12 protein-coding genes and 1 pseudogene (1 of these 13 cut by a window edge) are annotated in these 17,751 nt (G+C 58.8%); 5 read left to right on the top strand and 8 right to left on the bottom strand.

Going from position 1 to position 17,751, the window contains the following annotated elements; genetic code table 11:
- A protein-coding gene (locus RBH71_RS09885) for a M23 family metallopeptidase (RefSeq protein WP_004432116.1) crosses the window boundary here: on the top strand, positions 1-1,813 show its 3' portion. It extends 134 nt beyond the left edge of the window; the window shows 1,813 of its 1,947 coding nt (coding positions 135-1,947); the start codon falls outside the window, past its left edge; the stop codon is at positions 1,811-1,813.
- A gap of 68 nt (positions 1,814-1,881) precedes the next feature.
- Here RBH71_RS09885 and clpB read toward each other — a convergent pair whose 3' ends face one another.
- The 6 genes and pseudogenes from clpB to RBH71_RS09855 form a co-directional block, all read right to left on the bottom strand.
- The gene (gene clpB, locus RBH71_RS09880; protein WP_004432113.1) at positions 1,882-4,506 is read right to left on the bottom strand and encodes an ATP-dependent chaperone ClpB; all 2,625 of its coding nucleotides are present in this window, start codon (positions 4,504-4,506) and stop codon (positions 1,882-1,884) included.
- Between the two features lie 371 nt (positions 4,507-4,877).
- Positions 4,878-5,684, bottom strand: coding sequence for a DUF4167 domain-containing protein (locus RBH71_RS09875; protein ID WP_004432110.1), 807 nt, complete (start codon positions 5,682-5,684; stop codon positions 4,878-4,880).
- 395 nt (positions 5,685-6,079) lie between these two features.
- Positions 6,080-6,949, bottom strand: coding sequence for a peptide chain release factor N(5)-glutamine methyltransferase (gene prmC, locus RBH71_RS09870; RefSeq protein ID WP_004432107.1), 870 nt, complete (start codon positions 6,947-6,949; stop codon positions 6,080-6,082).
- Positions 6,946-8,028: a peptide chain release factor 1 gene (gene prfA, locus RBH71_RS09865; RefSeq protein WP_004432104.1), complete on the bottom strand. Its 1,083-nt coding sequence runs from the start codon at positions 8,026-8,028 to the stop codon at positions 6,946-6,948. Before prfA ends, prmC begins: the two co-directional genes overlap by 4 nt.
- A gap of 28 nt (positions 8,029-8,056) precedes the next feature.
- A pseudogene (gene ptsP, locus RBH71_RS09860) lies at positions 8,057-10,325 on the bottom strand (phosphoenolpyruvate--protein phosphotransferase).
- Positions 10,326-10,501: 176 nt separating this feature from the next.
- Positions 10,502-11,779 carry an aspartate kinase gene (locus RBH71_RS09855; protein ID WP_004432098.1) on the bottom strand — a complete coding sequence of 426 codons (1,278 nt, stop codon included), beginning with the start codon at positions 11,777-11,779 and terminating at the stop codon, positions 10,502-10,504.
- 390 nt (positions 11,780-12,169) lie between these two features.
- Here RBH71_RS09855 and RBH71_RS09850 point away from each other — a divergent pair, with 390 nt between their 5' ends.
- On the top strand, positions 12,170-14,017 hold the full coding sequence (locus RBH71_RS09850; protein ID WP_004432087.1) for a DEAD/DEAH box helicase: 1,848 nt from the start codon (positions 12,170-12,172) through the stop codon (positions 14,015-14,017).
- A gap of 121 nt (positions 14,018-14,138) precedes the next feature.
- Here the strand turns inward: RBH71_RS09850 and RBH71_RS09845 are convergent, their stop codons facing one another.
- Both RBH71_RS09845 and nspC read right to left on the bottom strand, forming a co-directional pair.
- A complete protein-coding gene (locus RBH71_RS09845) occupies positions 14,139-15,377 on the bottom strand; it encodes a saccharopine dehydrogenase family protein (RefSeq protein ID WP_004432085.1) in 1,239 nt (412 codons plus the stop codon).
- A gap of 59 nt (positions 15,378-15,436) precedes the next feature.
- Entirely contained in the window at positions 15,437-16,534 is a 1,098-nt protein-coding gene (gene nspC, locus RBH71_RS09840; protein ID WP_004432082.1) for a carboxynorspermidine decarboxylase, read from the bottom strand.
- Here nspC and RBH71_RS09835 point away from each other — a divergent pair.
- From RBH71_RS09835 to RBH71_RS09825, 3 genes are all read left to right on the top strand, one after another.
- Positions 16,533-16,766 (top strand): hypothetical protein, encoded by a 234-nt coding sequence (locus RBH71_RS09835; RefSeq protein ID WP_004432079.1) that lies wholly within the window; start codon positions 16,533-16,535, stop codon positions 16,764-16,766. The genes nspC and RBH71_RS09835 overlap by 2 nt on opposite strands.
- A gap of 67 nt (positions 16,767-16,833) precedes the next feature.
- Positions 16,834-17,178 (top strand): DUF883 family protein, encoded by a 345-nt coding sequence (locus RBH71_RS09830; protein ID WP_004432077.1) that lies wholly within the window; start codon positions 16,834-16,836, stop codon positions 17,176-17,178.
- A gap of 9 nt (positions 17,179-17,187) precedes the next feature.
- Positions 17,188-17,625, top strand: a complete 438-nt coding sequence (locus tag RBH71_RS09825; RefSeq protein ID WP_004432075.1) for a hypothetical protein — start codon at positions 17,188-17,190, stop codon at positions 17,623-17,625.
- Positions 17,626-17,751: the final 126 nt, after the last annotated feature.

The raw sequence follows: 17,751 nt of genomic DNA, 5'->3' as shown, positions 1-17,751 counted from the left end.
TTCCATATTGATGGGTGTTGCGCTGTTTGCAGCTCTCGATGGCCGCCAGCAGCTTGCCATTCCGGCCGAGGCCTTCGCCAAGGCGGATATGGGCAACAATACCGCGGAAGCGGCACGCCGCGGCACACGCCTCATTGCGCCCAATATTGCGGCCCGGCCCTCGGACCGCTCGATCATGGAAGTCTCCACCGTTATCAACGAGGGCGACAAGGAAGTGGTCCGCAAGGTTCCCTTTTCCCACGTCAAAATTCCGCTGGCGTCCAACTACGCCAAACAGGACGATTATCCCGCCTTCGATCCCCTGAACATTTTCGCAAGCGGTGACGACAAGGACGCCCCGGCGCCGGCGCCAAGCCGAACGGGCACAATCTACGGCTCCGAGGTCGAATCCGAAGTCAGCCTGAAAACGGTCGCCTTTCCGATCCAGCACTCCAAGTATCCCTTCGCCGGCTCCCTGAGCTTCGACGAGGTGGAGGAGGCAGTGCGCTCGAACGGCTCGATCCTGACAGACGGTAACGAGCAGCTTGCAGCGCTCTATTACATCGACCCCCGTCGTTTCGATAATGATGAGGGTGATGTCGATATCACCGCCGGTCTTGCCGCCCGTGTCGTCGAACAGAATATGTCGGTTTCGACCCCTCAATCGCCCTCGGTTCCGGTCAAGGAATATGCCGACGACGTTATCCCTGCCCGCCAGACCGAAACCATCGAAGCCGCTTTATTCGGCGCGGGTTATTCGAAGGCGCAATCCTCCGAAATCGCTGGCCTGTTGTCACCGCAACTCCAGTCGAACAATGTCGAAAGCGGCGATGTGCTCCGCGTCGGCATTATTCAGGAAGACGACAAAAGCGACATCGTACGCGTAAGCCTTTACCGCAAGGGTCGCCACATGGTCACCATGGCCGTGGACGATCGCAAGAATTTCATCAAGGCCAGCGAACCGCCGAAGCTCGACGCGGTGGCGACGGCCTTTGACAGCACCCCGGCACCGGCCGCCGGCCGCGATCTGCCCAGCGTCTACGATGGCGTTTACCGGGCGGCTCTGGCCTATGGCATGAATCAGGGCATGGTCTCCCAGCTCATCAAGCTTTTGGCCAGCAGCGTCGATTTTCAGGCGCAGTTGAAACCGGCAGATACGCTGGAGGCCTTCTTCTCCGTGGAAGATGCGGATGGCAAGGCGACGGACAAGTCCGAACTGCTCTACGTCAACGCCAAGTTCGGCGATAACGAGACGCGGTTTTACCGGTTCCAGAACCCGGACGATAACAGCATCGACTATTTCGACGAGAACGGTAAGAGCATCCGGCAGTTCCTGTTGCGCAATCCGGTTCCGAACGGCCGTATGACATCAGGTTTCGGCATGCGCCGCCACCCCGTTTTGAAATTCAGCCGCATGCATACCGGCACCGACTGGGCGGCAGCCCGCGGCACGCCGATCATCGCGACAGGCAACGGCACTGTCGAAAAGGCCGGCTGGGCCTCCGGTTACGGCAACCAGACCCTGATCCGCCACGCCAATGGCTACGTCTCCTCCTATAACCACCAGAGCGCCATCGCCAAGGGTGTCACCGAGGGTTCAAAGGTCCGGCAGGGCCAGGTAATCGGTTATGTCGGTTCGACCGGCCTTTCGACCGGCGCGCATCTGCATTACGAGCTGATCGTTAACGGCACGAAAGTGGACGCGATGAAAGTGCGTCTGCCTGGCGGCAAATCGCTTTCCGGCGTAGCGCTCGCGCGGTTCTCCGACGAGAGAAAGCGGATCGACAATCTACTCAACATCGAAGAAAAACCCAATCAGGTGGCGAGCCGTTAGTCCGCCGGGCCTCGTGACCAGAGGGACCGCTATACGAAAAAGGGCTCCGTTACCGGAGCCCTTTCGTTTTATGCCGCATCAGCGGTTTCAGTCTCGGCCTCACCCTTTGGGGGCTTGACCTTGAAAAGCAGCCGGTCGGTGCCAGAGGTCACCTTGACCCGCGATCCATCCGGGATCTCGCCGCCGAGGATCATTTCGGCAAGCCTGTCCTGAACCGTCTTCTGGATCACCCGCTTCAGCGGACGTGCGCCGTAGGCCGGATCGTAGCCCTTATTGGCAAGCCAGTTGCGGGCATCCTCATCCAGTTCGAGCGTGATCTTGCGATCACCCAGAAGCGAGACGAGGCGCTTGAGCTGGATCTCTACGATCGCACCCATCTCGTCGCGCCGCAGGCGATGGAAGAGAATGATATCGTCGATACGGTTGAGGAATTCCGGCCGGAAATGCGACCGGACCCGTTCCATCACTAGGTCGCGAACCGAATCCACATCGTCATTGTCGCCCATCTGCGTCATGAATTCCGAACCGAGGTTCGAAGTCATGATGATGATGGTGTTCTTGAAATCGACGGTGCGGCCCTGGCCATCCGTCAGGCGGCCATCATCCAGCACCTGCAACAGGACGTTGAACACGTCCGGATGCGCTTTCTCGATCTCGTCAAACAGCACGACCTGATAGGGCCGGCGGCGAACCGCTTCCGTTAACGCACCGCCCTCTTCGTAACCGACATAGCCGGGAGGCGCACCGATAAGCCGGGCAACGGAGTGTTTCTCCATGAATTCCGACATGTCGAGGCGAACCATCGCGGTCTCGTCGTCGAACAGGAACCGGGCGAGCGACTTGGTCAGCTCGGTCTTGCCCACGCCCGTCGGGCCGAGGAAGATGAACGAGCCGATCGGCCGGTTCGGATCCTGAAGACCGGCGCGCGAACGGCGAACCGCCTTGGAAACGGCCTGAACGGCCTCGCCCTGCCCGACCACGGACTTGGCAAGATCGTCTTCCATGCGCAGCAGCTTCTCGCGCTGGCCTTCCAGCATCTTGTCGACAGGAATGCCGGTCCAGCGGGAAACGATGTGGGCGATGTTGTCCGCCGTCACCACTTCCTGGACCATCGAGCCAGCACCGCTGCTGTCACGCGCTTCCGCCGCAGCCAGCTCCTTTTCGAGGCCCGGAATGATGCCATAGGTCAATTCACCGGCGCGCTGGAACTGGCCGTTACGCTGGGCACTTGCCAGTTCGTTGCGGGCATCGTCCAGCCGCTTCTTGAGGTCTGCGGCATGGCCCAGCTTCTGCTTTTCCGCCTGCCAGCGGGCCGTCAGGGCATCGGCCTTTTCTTCGGTATCGGCCAGTTCGTCCTCGAGCTTCTTCAGGCGATCGACGGATGACTGATCCGTCTCCTGCTTCAAGGCTTCGCGTTCGATCTTGAGCTGAATGATCCGGCGATCCAGTTCGTCCAGTTCTTCCGGCTTGGAATCCACCTGCATGCGAAGGCGCGAAGCGGCTTCGTCCATCAGGTCGATTGCCTTGTCGGGCAGGAACCGGTCGGTAATGTAGCGGTTGGAAAGCGTTGCAGCTGCAACCAGGGCCGAATCCGAAATGCGGACCTTGTGGTGCTGTTCGTATTTTTCCTTCAGGCCGCGCAGGATCGAGATCGTGTCCTCAACGGTCGGCTCATCTACGAGCACCGGCTGGAAACGACGGGCAAGGGCCGGATCCTTTTCCACGTGCTTGCGATATTCATCCAGCGTGGTGGCGCCAACGCAGTGCAGTTCACCTCGGGCAAGGGCGGGCTTCAGCAGATTGGACGCATCCATGGCGCCATCGGCCTTGCCGGCACCGACCAGCGTGTGCATCTCGTCGATGAACAGAATAATGCCGCCATTTTCCGCCTGCACTTCGTTCAGGACCGCCTTCAGGCGCTCCTCGAACTCGCCGCGATACTTCGCGCCAGCGATCAGCGCACCCATATCCAGCGCCATAAGCTTCTTGTCTTTAAGGCTTTCGGGCACATCGCCATTGACGATGCGCAGCGCAAGACCTTCGGCAATCGCCGTTTTACCGACGCCGGGTTCACCGATCAGCACGGGATTGTTCTTGGTGCGGCGTGAAAGCACCTGAATGGTCCGGCGGATTTCGTCGTCACGGCCAATCACCGGGTCGAGCCTGCCTTCGCGGGCTTCCTCCGTCAGGTCGCGCGCGAACTTCTTCAACGCGTCGAAGCCCTGTTCGGCATTGGCGCTGTCAGCCGTGCGGCCCTTGCGGATTTCATTGATGACCTGATTGAGCGCCTGCGCCGTCACGCCGCCCTTTTTCAGGGACGCCGAGGTGGAAGCAGAGTTTTCGATCGCCAGCGCCTGCAAAAGACGCTCGACGGTGACGAAACTGTCACCAGCCTTCTTGGCGAGTTCTTCCGCAGTCGAGAACACTTTCGCAAGTGGAGCCGTGAGGGAAAGGCCGCCATTGCCGCCGGAAACCTTGGGCAATTTCGCCAGTGCCGCATCGTTGGCCAAGCGCACTTCCTTGGCGTCGCCGCCAGCACGCTCGATCAGCGATGCTGCCATGCCCTGCTCGTCATCAAGCAGAACTTTCAGCACATGTTCGGCAGAAAACTGCTGGTGATTTTCCGCAAGCGCAAACGTCTGCGCCGATTGCAGAAAGCCGCGAACGCGCTCGGAGTATTTTTCAATATTCATAGTCGAACCTCCATATACCGGCCCGCCCGCTTTCGGCACGGATCCGGGTGTTTGGGTTGAGGCTCCCTCAAAGGCAAGCCCCGCTACGGCAGTCGCGTTTTACAGATTTCACGATTGCCGCCTCTTGATGGACGGTTACCGCTGCATGCGGCATCCGTCCTTACTGCAGGAATATGGGAGGCATTTTCATCGGTTTAAAGGGGAGGAAAACGACTGCCGGGGAAATTTTAGCCGGACTTGATAAGCGTCACGACTGTTTGCCGCGATTGCCCCCTTCGAAAAGCGCCCAAGCTTTTACACCCGACCCCAAAAACAAAAAAACTCCGGCAAGCCGGAGTTTTTTCAATCGCGTGGTATTTTGAAAACTCTGCTTATTCAGCAGCGTTTTCGAGCGTGGCAGGTGTTGCCTCATCACCGGCTGGCGTATCTCCGCCTTCGGCACCCTCAGCACCTTCCGCGGTTGCGGCGCGGCGCGGGCGACGCGGGCGTGGGCCAGTGGCGCGGCGGGCCTTTGGTGCGCGTTCAGTCGCTGGCGCTTCCGTCTGCTGCTGCTGTTCCTCGACGGCCACTTCCATAGGCGTGCCTTCGATGACGGGCTGAGGCGCCTGGCTGGCGTCGTATACCGGCTGCTGCCGTTCGTCCGAAGCCTGCGGCTGGCGCGGCTGGCGCTCCTGCCGTTCGCGGCGGTCCGGGCGCTCACGGCGTTCCTGACGCGGCTCGGAACGCTCGGTGCGCTCCTGCCGTTCCTGGCGCTCCGGCTGCTGAACCCGTTCCGGCTGTTCGAACTGCTGCTGCGGTGCACCATCGTCACCGTCGTTCATATCCATATCGTCGGCATCCGAAGCATTGTATTCGCCACGGTCGTCGCGCTGGAAACGCTCCTGCATCTGGGCCTGAGCGGTGGCGATGATACGATTGTAGTGTTCAGCGTGCTGCAGATAGTTTTCAGCGATCACGCGGTCGCCAGCACTCTGCGCGTCCCGCGCAAGGGTGGCGTATTTTTCCGCTATGTGCTGGGCTGTGCCACGAATTTTAACATCGGGACCGGAGCTGTCATAAGTCCTGGTAAGCGGGTTACCGCCCTTGCGGTTGAAGTTGTTGTTGTTACCGCCACCATTGTTATTGTTGTTGTTGCTTCCACGCCCCCGGCCGCGCTTGTTTTGCTGTCCTGGCCTCATCAATTGCTCACCTGAATTCTGTTTTGCTGACAATCTGGTTATTTTCATGCAATTCCGGGCGGAAAACCGCTGGAAACTTTTCCTGAAATTGCTCCATTACGCGCCCTGCTGGAGATAACCCCAGACAAGACCCCGCGTATGACGACCGGTCGCGCAAAATGCTGCAACGAGCCACCTGCGAACAAAGTTTACTGATTCACATGCCGGAAACGCCCAGCCTTCAGGGTTCTCAAAAGAACCCGCTTCGGGACTGACCCATACCCTGACGAATCTAAATTCGTCCTCAGCCACCCGGCATGTGGCGGCAAACTATCCCGCTTCATGCGGAAATCCAAGCCTTTTCTTTTGCTGTGCAAAATATCCTTGCAAATAATCCGCAGACGTATCGCGAACAACTATCTCCGGAAGGTCAAAACTCTGTCGTTGCCGCCATAATCCTTCACAGCGTCGAGAAGAGAGAAGCCGTGGGAAGCAAATATAGCGGAAACATCAAGCCTTTGATCGAAACCGATCTCCACACCGACAATCCCGTTTTCCACAAGAAAGCGGCCTGCGTCGGCAGCAATGAGGCGGTACGGTGCAAGGCCGTCCTGACCTCCGTCCAGCGCCGCCATCGGATCGTGATGGCGAACCTCTCGGTCTAGCGTTGTGACGATGTCACTTCTTATATAAGGCGGATTCGACACAATTATGTCAAACCTGCCAGAGATTTTTTTGAACCAGTCGCTACGCATGGTTTCAAAACGCGAGGCGAGACCATTTCGGGCAGCGTTTTTCGCTGCGGTTTCCAGCGCATCGGCGGAGATATCGCTGCCGACGCCAGTTGCTTCCGGACATTCCTTGAGAAGCGCCAGACAGATCGCACCCGTGCCCGTACCCAGATCCAGAATGCGCGCACTGCCCTTGTCGGCAACATTTTTTTTCAACGCAGGCAACAGCGTATCGACCAGAACTTCCGTATCCGGGCGGGGTTCGAGCGTCTCCGTCGATAAAAGAAGATCGAGCCCGTGAAATTCGCGGTAGCCGAGAATACGATGGACTGGCTCTCCGCCTGCGCGCCTTTCGACCATGGCGGCAATGCGGGCGCTTTCTTCCCGAGTGACGGGATGGTCCGGTTTCATCACGAAATCGGTCAGTGAAAAACCGGTAACGTCGGCGACCAGCAGGCGCGCATCAAGCAGCGGATCGGCGATGCCCGCCGCCTGCAGCCGTTTGCGGGCTGCGGCAAGCTCGGTCGAAACGGTCCCGTCAGCGCCGCCACTCAAAGCTGTTGTTCGCCGAGCTGGGCAAGCTGACCGGCCTGATAATCAGCAATCAGCGCGTCGACAAGCTCGTCGATCTCGCCTTCGATCATCCGGTCGAGCTTGTAGAGGGTCAGGTTGATGCGGTGATCAGTGACCCGCCCCTGCGGAAAATTGTAAGTGCGGATGCGCTCGGAACGGTCGCCGGAACCGACCTGGCTCTTGCGGTCGGCTGAACGCTCGCTTTCCACCTTCTGTCGCTCGATGTCGTAAAGACGCGAGCGCAGAACCTGCATGGCCTTGGCGCGGTTCTGGTGCTGCGACTTTTCAGAACTGGTAACGATCAAACCCGTCGGAAGATGGGTGATGCGAACGGCGGAGTCAGTGGTATTGACGTGCTGGCCACCTGCACCCGAAGCCCGCATCGTGTCGATACGGATATCTTCCGGGCGAATTTCGACATCGATATCCTCCGCCTCCGGCAGCACGGCAACAGTGGCTGCCGAGGTGTGGATGCGGCCGCTCGCTTCTGTTTCCGGCACGCGCTGCACCCGGTGCACGCCGGATTCGAATTTCAGCTTGGAAAACACCCCTCGCCCGCTGATCGTGGCGATGATTTCCTTGTAACCGCCCGCCTCGCCTTCGCTTGCGGAAAGAACTTCAACTTTCCAGCCCTTGGCTGAAGCGAAGCGCTCATACATGCGAAACAGATCGCCGGCGAAAAGTGCCGCTTCGGATCCGCCCGTGCCGGCGCGGATTTCGAGGATGGCGCTTTTTTCGTCCGCCGCATCCTTGGGAAGCAGCAGGACCTGCATTTCCTTCTCAAGCTGGCCAATTCGGGCCTCGACCTCCGGCAGCTCCATTTCCGCCAGATCGCGCATGTCCTTGTCGGTCGTCTTGTCGGCAAGCAGCGCCTGCAGACCGGCGGCCTCGGAGACCGCCTTTTCGTATTCACGGACTTTTTTCACCACCGGCTCAAGTTCGGAATATTCCGAAGCCAGCTTCACATAGACATCCGCTGCCGGACCAGCCGACATCCGCGCTTCGATCTCTCCGAAACGCCTTTCCAACTCGCGCATTTTTTCGACGGGAAGCTTCGCCACCAGTCACTCCGATTATGAAACAGGTCTTTTAAATGGGAATGGAATGCGTCGCGGCAAAGCGTAACAACACCTCGCGCGCGCTTTCCAGCGAATTATGATCGTCGAGCGCAGCGTTCAGCTCATCGGCAAGGCTCGCGGCATCAAGCCCGAGAAGCATGGCCTTGACGGGACCAATCGCCGTCGGCGACATGGAAACCGAACGGAAACCAAGGCCGATCAAAGCCATGGCCGAAAGTGGCTTGCTTGCCATTTCGCCGCAAAGCGTGACCGAGGTGTGGTGCTTTTCGCCAGCGCGCACGATATCGCGCAGAATGCGCAGGAACGGCTTACCAAGATTGTCGAAACGATCCGAAACCCTTGCATTGCCGCGATCGACCGCCATCGAAAACTGGAACAGGTCGTTCGAACCGACGGAGACGAAATCCACTTCCTGCATCAGCTCATCGAGTTGCCACATCAGCGAAGGTACTTCCAGCATCGCACCAAATTGCAGCTTTTTCGGAAGCGCATGGCTGAATTTCGAAAGATGCTGCACTTCCTTCTGAAGCAGATCGCGCGCCGCGCGGATTTCGGAAACCTCCGTCACCATCGGCAACATCATGCGTAGTTCAGCACCTGAGGCAGCACGCAGAAGCGCGCGCATCTGTGTGCGCATCAGACCCGGGCGGTCGAGCGACAGGCGGATCGCCCGCCAGCCGAGCGCCGGGTTTTCCTCTTCCTGGCCGCGCATATAGGAAACGACCTTGTCGCCGCCAATATCCAGCGTGCGGAAGGTAACGCTCTTGCCCTTGGCCTGCCGCAAGACGGACCTATAGAACGCTTCCTGCTCCTCGCCCTTGGGCATGTTGGAGGCGATCATGAACTGCAGCTCGGTGCGGAACAGGCCGATGCCATCGGCGCCGGATTCCTCGAGCTGCGGCAGGTCTACGAGAAGACCCGCATTCATCTTGAGGTTGACCTTCTGGCCATCCTTGGTGATCGGCTCGACATTGCGAAGCGCGCGGAACTGCTCTTGGCGCTTGGCACGCAGGCGCACCTTCTCCTCATAGGCGCGCTGCAAATCCGACATCGGGCGCAAATGCACCTGGCCGTCATCGCCGTCGATGATGATGGGATCGTTATTTTCAGCGAGGGCGACGATGCCCGTCGCCTGCCCGATGATCGGAATGCCCATGGCGCGCGCCACGATCACGACGTGGCTCGTCACCGCACCGTCTTCGAGCACCAGGCCGCGCAATTTCTCACGCGGGTAATCCAGCAATTCGGCGGCACCCATGGCGCGCGCCAGAACGATGGCGTCCAGCGGAAAATCATGCTCGGGGCTTCGACCGCCGAAACCGATCAGCTGGCGCAGCAGCCGGTTGGCGAGATCGTCGAAATCATGCATGCGCTCGCGAAGATAGGGATCGGTCAGGCGCATCATGCGCGCCTTTGTGTCGCTCTGCACTTTCTCGACCGCAGCTTCCGCCGTCAGGCCGTTGCGGATAGCTTCTTCCATGCGCCGCACCCAGCCCTGATCGTGGGCGAACATGCGGTAGGTCTCAAGAACCTCCCGATGCTCGCCTTCTGTCGGGACGTCGCGGCGCTGCAACATGTCGTCGATCGACAGGCGCAGCGAACCGATGGCGTCGGCAAGACGCAGGATTTCGGTATCGGCATCCTCATTCAGCAGATTGGTGACAACGATTCTGGGGGTCGTGCAGCACGACATGACCAAGACCGATGCCTTCGCCATAAGCATCGCCATCAATGGAAACGGCACGCGTCAGGTCCAGCTCCACACCGGGGCGGGTGATCTTTTTCAATTCGCCGCTCGCCACTATTTCAGCGATAAGCATCGCGGTTGTCTCAAGCGCTTCAACTTCATCCTCCCGGTATGTTCGGCTGACCTTGTTCTGGACCACAAGAACGCCAAGAGTGCGACCGGAGCGCAAAATCGGCACGCCGAGGAAGGAATGATAAATTTCCTCACCCGTTTCAGGAAGATAGCGGAAAGCCGGATGCGCCTGCGCATCGGAAAGATTGAGAGGTTGGGCGGAAGCGGCAATGGTACCGACAAGACCCTGCCCCATTTTCAGCTGGGCAAGATGCACGGCATCCTTGTTGAGACCTTCGGTAGCGTAAAGCTCCAGCACGCTGTCGGAACGCAGCACGTAGACCGAGCAAACCTCCGCCACCATGTTGCTGGCTATCTGACGGACGATCTGGTCCAGACGGTCCTGCGGCTCAAGGTGCTCCGCCATCATTTCGCGCAGCCGCTTTAGCAGGACGCGCGGACCTGCAGAAAGGTCTCTCATCGCGTTTGCTCCCCGACGCTTCCGATCCGAATGTCATAATATTCGAGAATCAAAACGTCATTTAAAAAATTTATAGCGCGAGAAGCGCGTCCCGCAAGGGACACGCTTTCATGAAACGCCACATCGGAAGAACGCAACCCCGAAGAATCGGAGCATCGGGAACCGATGTCTCGAACTTAGTTCTTATCGAGACCGTAAGCAGAATGCAAAGTGCGAACGGCCAGTTCGGCATAGGCACCGTCGATCAGGATCGAAATCTTGATCTCGGAGGTGGTGATGGCCTTTATGTTGATGTTCTTCTCGGCAAGCGCCTTGAAGGCGCTGGCAGCAACGCCAGCATGGCTGCGCATGCCGATACCGATGACCGAAACCTTGGCAAGGCCGGTCTCGTTCTGTGCAACGTCGAAGCCGATCTGGGCCTTGTTCTCGTCCAGAACGCGCAGAGCCTTGGCAACGTCGCCAGAAGGAACGGTGAAGGTCATGTCGGTGCGCGACCCATCTTCGGAGATGTTCTGCACGATCATGTCGACATTGATATGCGCTTCGGCCAGTGGCCCGAAGATCGCGGCGGAGACGCCCGGACGGTCGGCCACGCGGCGCAGCGAGATCTGTGCTTCATCCTTGGCATAGGCGATGCCGGTTACGACTTCCTGTTCCACGATTTCTTCCTCGTCACAAATCAAAGTACCGGGCGGGTTGATGAGGTCGCCCATGCCCGGCGCATCGGGATCCTCGAAGCTGGAGCGAACGAAGGTGCGCACCTTGTGTACCATGGCAAGCTCGACGGAGCGAACCTGCAGAACCTTCGCACCGAGAGACGCCATTTCGAGCATTTCCTCGAAAGCGATCTTCTTCATGCGGCGAGCCTTGGGCTCGATGCGCGGATCGGTGGTATAGACGCCATCGACATCGGTATAGATATCGCAACGGTCCGCCTTGACGGCGGCGGCGATGGCAACGGCTGATGTGTCCGAACCGCCGCGGCCGAGCGTCGCAATGCGGTTATCCGGGCCGATGCCCTGGAAACCGGCAACAACGGCAACCTGGCCCTCGCCCATGCGGTGAACGATATCCGAACCGTCAATCTCGAGAATGCGGGCGGCACCATGTGCATTGTCTGTGCGGATCGGAATCTGCCAGCCCTGCCATGAGCGTGCATTGATGCCCATGGATTGCAGCGTGATCGCCAGAAGACCCGATGTCACCTGCTCGCCGGATGCAACGACCGCGTCATATTCGCGTGCATCGTAAAAGGAGGCGGCGTTGGCGCCAGCCACCTTCGCAGCATTCTGCACCCAGTCCACCAACTCGTTGGTTTTACCGGACATGGCGGAAACGACCACGGCCACTTCATGGCCGGCATCCACTTCGCGTTTCACATGCCGTGCGACATTGTGAATGCGTTCGAGGTTCGCGACGGACGTGCCGCCGAATTTCATGACAATGCGAGCCATAGCCTTGACCAGTACCATCCCTTTTTTCCGCCAGCCGTTTTTCAGGTGCGGACAAGAACAAACCCAGTCGGCTCTTTTTTTGATAAAGAGCCTCAAGTTGCGGGTCTCTTAGCGAAAAGGCGGGGGGCACGCAATGCCGTTTATGAACCATGCGGTACGCCTTTTTTTATAGCCCCGGCGAAAGAAGATGTCGGGATGGAATGGGCGACCGCATGCGGCGTTGTGAAAGAGCGTACCGCAGTGCACTGTACAAACGGGCCTATTCGCAGTATGGAGCGCGGCAATGCAACCGGCCAGATGGCCGTAATGGCCTGCATCGGCTGCCCCGGAGACTTTAGGACCTATTGGTTTCGGGCGGATGCAGGCAGCTTCATATCCGAAAGACGGTAGATGACAGACACCCAGGGTATCGCCCCGGCGATCGCGCAGGCGTTGGAAAAACGCGGCTACAAAGATTTGACCCCCGTGCAGAAGGCCATGCTTTCGCCGGAACTCGCCGACAAGGACGCGCTGGTTTCCGCGCAGACCGGCTCCGGCAAGACAGTTGCCTTCGGCATTGCGCTCGCGACCACGCTACTGTCGGAAAACACCCGTTTCGGCCAGGCTTCCGCGCCGCTGGCACTCGCCATTGCGCCAACCCGCGAACTGGCCATGCAGGTCAAGCGCGAGCTGGAATGGCTTTATGAATTCGCTGGCGTATCGATCGCGTCCTGTGTTGGCGGCATGGATATCCGCAGCGAACGACGCGCACTGGAGCGAGGCGCGCATATTATCGTCGGCACCCCCGGCCGCCTCTGCGACCACATCAAGCGCGGCGCGCTCGATCTGTCGTCGCTACGCGCCGTGGTACTGGACGAGGCCGACGAGATGCTCGATCTCGGCTTCCGCGAAGATCTGGAATTCATTCTGGAAGAATCGCCGGATAACCGCCGCACGCTGATGTTCTCGGCCACCGTTCCGCGCAGCATCGCCAAGCTTGCCGAAAGCTACCAGAAGAACGCCGTTCGCATCGCCACCGCTTCAGAACAGAAGCAGCATGTGGACATCGAATACCGCGCCTTGCTGGTGACTGGCTCCGACCGCGAAAACGCCATCATCAATGCGCTGCGCTTTTACGAAGCCCGCAACGCCATCGTTTTCTGCTCCACACGTGCGGCCGTAAACCATCTGACGGCCCGTCTGAACAATCGCGGCTTTTCCGTCGTGGCGCTTTCAGGCGAACTGACCCAGAACGAACGCACGCATGCGCTTCAGGCAATGCGTGACGGTCGCGCCCGGGTTTGCGTGGCGACTGACGTTGCTGCACGCGGCATCGACCTGCCTGGTCTCGAACTGGTTATCCACGCCGACCTGCCGACCAATTCGGAAACGCTTCTCCACCGTTCCGGCCGTACCGGCCGCGCCGGGCAAAAGGGCGTCAGCGCCATCGTGGTGCCTGTCAACCAGCGCCGCAAGGCCGAACGCCTTCTGGAAGGTGCCAAGGTCAGCGCAGCATGGGTTCGCCCGCCTTCGGTCGAAGAGATCGTTGAACGCGACGGCGCCCGTCTCCTGGCCGACCCGGCTCTCACCGAGGCCGTGGCCGATGACGAGCGTGATTTCGTCAAGCAGCTGCTCGAGCAGCATGGCGCGGAAAAAGTAGCAGCCGCCTTCGTGCGCCTTTACCACGCCGGACGTTCCGCCCCGGAAGACATCACCGAAGTCGCGCTGGACAATACTCGCAAACCGCGCCGCGACAGCTTCGAAACCCCTGAAAACGACGCGCCGCGCCGCGAACGTTCCGACTTTTCCGACAGCGCTTGGTTTTCGCTTTCGGTGGGCCGCAAGCAGAGCGCCGAACCCCGCTGGCTCATCCCCATGCTCTGCCGCTTCGGAAAGATCACCCGTCAGGATATCGGCGCCATTCGCATGCAGCAGACGGAGACCTTTGTGGAACTGGCGGCCGATGCCGTCGATCGTTTCACCTCCGCCATCGGCAAGGACATGATGCTCGAAAAGGGCATTCGTCTGAAGGCGCTGGAAGGCAAGCCGGAAATGACTGGCAGTGTTCGCGAGGACACCCGCCCGGCCACGGCCCAGCGGAAGTTCAACAAACCCAATAATGCTGGCGGCGCAGCCGACGACCGCAAGGGCGACGACAAGCCCTGGAAAAAGAAAAAGACTTTCGGCGACAAGCCCAAATTCGAAGGCAAGAAGGACCGGCCTTTCGAAAAGCGCGGACCGAAGCCGGCAAAGGGCTGATGCGCGGGTCATTACCGTGCGGTAAATCCTCGGCTTAAGGCCGAGGATGATGCCAAGTAACCGGCAAACTTCATCACAAAAAAAGCCCCGCTTTTGCGGGGCTTTTTATTGTCTTGATGGATCAGAACGTCAGGACGCGGTCGCCGTTTTCGTCCTTGATACGGCTTGGAAGGCCGATCTTGTTCAGAAGGTTCAGGAAAGGCTGCGGTGGCAGTTCTTCCACATTGGCCATCTGCTTCACATCCCACTCGCCGGTGGCAATCAGCATGGCGGCAGCGACCGGAGGAACGCCGGCGGTGTAGGAAATGCCCTGCGATCCAACTTCCTCGTAGGCTTCCTTGTGGTCGGCCACGTTGTAGATGAAGACTTCGCGTTCCTTGCCATCCTTGATGCCCTTGACGACATCGCCGATGCAGGTCTTGCCGACATAGTCGGGTGCAAGCGAAGACGGATCCGGCAATACGGCCTTGACCACCTTCAACGGCACGACTTCCAGACCTTCGGCAGTCTTGACCGGCTTTTCGGAGAGAAGACCGAGGTTCTTCAGCACGGTGAAAACGTTGATGTAGTGATCGCCGAAGCCCATCCAGAAGCGCACATCGGCGCCATCCATGTTTTTGGATAGCGAATGCACTTCGTCATGGCCGGTCATATAGGCCTTCTGCTTGCCGACAACCGGCAGATCGAATTCCTGGCCGACCTCGAACATCTGGTTCGTCTGCCACTGGCCATTCTGCCAGGAATAGACGACACCGGTGAATTCGCGGAAGTTGATTTCCGGATCGAAGTTGGTGGAGAACCAGCGGCCATGGCTGCCAGCATTGATATCGACGATATCGACCGAGGTGACCTTGTCGAAATATTCATCCTTGGCAAGGCGGGCATAGGCATTGACCACGCCGGGATCGAAACCGACGCCGAGCAGTGCCGTTACGCCCTTTTCCTTGCATTCGGCAGCGCGCTTCCACTCGTAGTTTCCGTACCACGGCGGCGCCTCGCAAATCTTGGTGGGATCCTCGTGGATCGCCGTATCCATATAAGCAACACCCGTGTCCATGCAGGCACGAAGAACGGACATGTTGACGAAAGCCGAACCGACGTTGATGACGATCTCTACGCCGGTTTTCGTAATCAAGGCTTTCGTCGCCTCGATATCCATCGCGTCAAGCGCATGGGCCTCAAGTTTCACATCTGTCTTGAGGCTCTTCTTTTCGCGTACGGACTCGACAATCTTGCGGCACTTTTCCAAAGTCCGTGACGCAATATGAATGTCTCCCAATACATCGCTGTTCTGGGCGCATTTATGCGCCACGACCTGTGCTACGCCACCGGCGCCGATGATCAGAACGTTCTTCTTCATTTCAGGTGATGCCTCCTTTTCCCCGCAGGGATCAGCTTCGTTTCATGTTAAAACAGGGTTTAAGACAGGCTTTGCTCGAAATCGGCAAAGTCGAATTCGCGAACGGCACGCACGCTGCCGTCGAGTTCCTTGATGGCAATCGCCGGCATCTTCACGCCATTGAACCAGTTCTTCTTGACCATGGTGTAGCCGGCCGCATCCTCAAAGGAGATACGATCACCGACCTTCAGCTCCTTGTCGAACCGGAAGTCGCCGAAAATATCGCCCGCAAGGCAGGATTTGCCGCAGACCATGTAGGGATGTTCGCCCTCGTTCGGCAAAACCTTGGCGGTTTCGCGATAGATCAGGAGGTCGAGCATATGCGCTTCGATGGAGCTGTCGACGACGGCGAGGTTCTTGCCATTGAACAGCGTATCGAGAACCGTCACTTCAAGCGTCGTGCTCTTGGTGATCGACGCTTCGCCGGGCTCAAGATAGACCTGAACGCCGTATTTTTCCGAAAAGGCCGCCAGGCGATCACAGAACTGGTCGAGCGGATAGTTGTCGCCGGTAAAATGGATGCCGCCGCCGAGGCTGACCCATTCCGCACGCGACAGGAGCGATCCGAATTTCTCTTCAATCTGCGTCAACATGCGGTCGAACAACGAAAAATCGCCGTTTTCGCAATTGTTGTGGATCATGAAGCCGGAGATCCGGTCCATGACCTTGTCGACCTTGGCGACATCCCATTCGCCGAGACGGCTGAAGGGACGTGCGGGATCGGCAAGATCGAAGCTCGAAGAGCTGACCTGCGGATTGAGGCGCAGACCCCGGGTGATACCGGAGGCCTTTTCTGCAAAGCGCTCAAGCTGGCTGATGGAATTGAAGATGATCTTGTCCGCGTTCGAAATCACCTCGTCGATTTCGTAGTCGGCATAAGCGACGGAATAGGCGTGGGTTTCGCCACTGAATTTCTCGCGGCCCAGACGCACTTCATAAAGCGACGACGAGGTGGTGCCGTCCATATATTGCGACATGAAATCGAAAACCGACCATGTTGCAAAGCACTTCAGCGCCAGAAGCGCCTTGGCGCCGGATTTTTCCCGCACATAGGCAATCTTCTCCATGTTGCGAAGAAGTTTTGTCTTGTCGATGAGGTAATAGGGCGTCTGAAGCATGGCTTTTCACATATTGATTGAAGTCAAGGTCCGTCTGGATGATGGGCCTTATATGATGCTTGTTACAGGAAAACAAATGTCCGGCACCGAATTCCCGGAAAATTGCCCCCGCCGCAAAATCCGCGGGAGAAAACTCGCCAAGCCGCGGAACCAAGCGGGCATCGGCGCGTTTGAATGGCGGACAATCGGGTTTACGGCTGCCGCAACGAAAGTTCGTAAGCGTCGGCATTGATCCGCGGCGGCAGTCTTTTTGACCTGACGCCATTTCCATCAACGATGTTCCAGGAAGGACTTCACCCATGGCAAGCGTGCGTAGCAGCGTCAACGACAAGATCCAGCAATCCCTCGAAAACGGCGATGCAGCCGATGTGGCAGCACAGCTTGCCCAACTTCGCGAAGATCTGGCAAATCTTGCCAAGAGCGTTAAGGCGCTGGGCGTTGGAGCCTCGCATGAACTGAAGGCGCAGGCCGCCCGCGTGGCCGACGACGCACTGACCGCTTCCGGCGAGATGGCCGACAGCGTTCGCAACGAAATTTCCTCGCTGAACGACAATCTGACGGATCAGGTCCAGAAGAACCCGCTGCAGTCCCTCGGCATCGCCGTTGGTGTCGGTTTCGTGCTCGCCCTCCTCACACGTCGATAAGGCTGCATCATGCTTGAGGCATTGCTGGTCTATCTGGGAGACACCCAGCGTGAAGGACGCGTCGTGACACGGCGCCTGCGCGCCACGATAATCCTTTGGGTGCTGACCGGGATATTCTTCCTGATCGCCTTCGTAGCTGCTGTCGTGGCGGGGTCCATCTATCTGGCCCGGCATGTCGGCGCAGGGCCGGCCGCGCTTGTCGTAGCCGGTACGGCGTTTCTGCTTGGTGTCATCATGTTGGTGGCGCTTGCGATCGTCAAACGTCCGAGAGCCTATGCCGCAAGACGACCCGTCGCATCCTTGACGGCGGCTCCCTTGACCGCAGCACCTCTGGCGCTGCAATCGCTCCTGACGCTGGCGATCCAGGCGCGCCCCTACGCGACGCTCGCCGTTGCCATGGCTGCCGGCTTTCTGGCAACCAGAGCCAACACCAGGAAAAAGAAATAGGCACGCCTTCAGGCGCGTTTAAGGCTCTTCGTCAAACTCTCATTCGCTGCTGCGCATCCGGACCATGGATGCGCAGTTTTTTTTATGTTACCCGCGATGGATAGACTGGTTGATGGTGCTCAGTGC

Origin of the sequence: Rhizobium sp. AN68, assembly GCF_030758035.1 — a bacterium.
Classification (GTDB): domain Bacteria; phylum Pseudomonadota; class Alphaproteobacteria; order Rhizobiales; family Rhizobiaceae; genus Agrobacterium; species Agrobacterium tumefaciens.
The sequence above is the reverse complement of the archived record's forward strand: the minus strand, read 5'-3'. Positions and strand labels throughout refer to the sequence as shown.

Excerpts from the sequence above, each read along its gene's own strand:
- RBH71_RS09825 (WP_004432075.1), top strand. The coding sequence starts at position 17,188 with ATGCTTGAGGCATTGCTGGTCTATCTGGGAGACACCCAGCGTGAAGGA.
- clpB (WP_004432113.1), bottom strand. The coding sequence starts at position 4,506 with ATGAATATTGAAAAATACTCCGAGCGCGTTCGCGGCTTTCTGCAATCG.
- RBH71_RS09855 (WP_004432098.1), bottom strand. The coding sequence starts at position 11,779 with ATGGCTCGCATTGTCATGAAATTCGGCGGCACGTCCGTCGCGAACCTC.
- RBH71_RS09875 (WP_004432110.1), bottom strand. The coding sequence starts at position 5,684 with ATGAGGCCAGGACAGCAAAACAAGCGCGGCCGGGGGCGTGGAAGCAAC.
- RBH71_RS09835 (WP_004432079.1), top strand. The coding sequence starts at position 16,533 with ATGGCTTTTCACATATTGATTGAAGTCAAGGTCCGTCTGGATGATGGG.
- RBH71_RS09845 (WP_004432085.1), bottom strand. The coding sequence starts at position 15,377 with ATGAAGAAGAACGTTCTGATCATCGGCGCCGGTGGCGTAGCACAGGTC.
- RBH71_RS09830 (WP_004432077.1), top strand. The coding sequence starts at position 16,834 with ATGGCAAGCGTGCGTAGCAGCGTCAACGACAAGATCCAGCAATCCCTC.
- nspC (WP_004432082.1), bottom strand. The coding sequence starts at position 16,534 with ATGCTTCAGACGCCCTATTACCTCATCGACAAGACAAAACTTCTTCGC.
- RBH71_RS09850 (WP_004432087.1), top strand. The coding sequence starts at position 12,170 with ATGACAGACACCCAGGGTATCGCCCCGGCGATCGCGCAGGCGTTGGAA.